A 480-nucleotide genomic window follows, 5' to 3' on the forward strand; every position below is an offset into this window, starting at 1 on the left:
GCCGATTTCCGAGCACGCCCGCATCATGGCGGGTAATGGCGACGACATCATCCTCACACTCACCGACGGCACCATCATGACCGGGGCGGAGTACATGCAGCAAGAGTTCGGCGAAGCCTTGGAGGTCGCCGCCTTCCACCCGGAGGAAGGGGCGGTGAACCTGTACGACACCGAGCGCTTCGCCAACCAGAAGCAGCGCGACATGGCCTGCATGGTCTCACCCGTGTGCGCGTTCCCCGGCTGCCGCCACGGGGCGTACGGTGCGGAGATCCACCATGTGGATGCGTGGAAGCACGGCGGCTACACCAACATGGACAACTGGTGCCGCTGTGTAAGTACCATAATCGGATCAACGACGACGACCCCTGGCGTAAATCCCGCGGACGCATCGCCATGATCAGAGGCGCACCCTGGTGGATCTCACCCCGCGGATACCACCTGAGAAACACAGACCGCGGAGCACTCGACCAACTCTTCGGA

The 480-nt window shown here is 62.9% G+C and carries 1 protein-coding gene; it reads left to right on the plus strand.

Going from position 1 to position 480, the window contains the following annotated elements; translation table 11 throughout:
- Positions 1–397 (plus strand): HNH endonuclease signature motif containing protein (locus HMPREF2791_RS11320; RefSeq protein ID WP_168168307.1); only part of this gene is annotated, 397 nt, incomplete at its 5' end.
- Positions 398–480 lie beyond the last annotated feature (83 nt).

Origin of the sequence: Corynebacterium sp. HMSC034A01 (genome assembly GCF_001838175.1) — a bacterium.
GTDB lineage: Bacteria > Actinomycetota > Actinomycetes > Mycobacteriales > Mycobacteriaceae > Corynebacterium.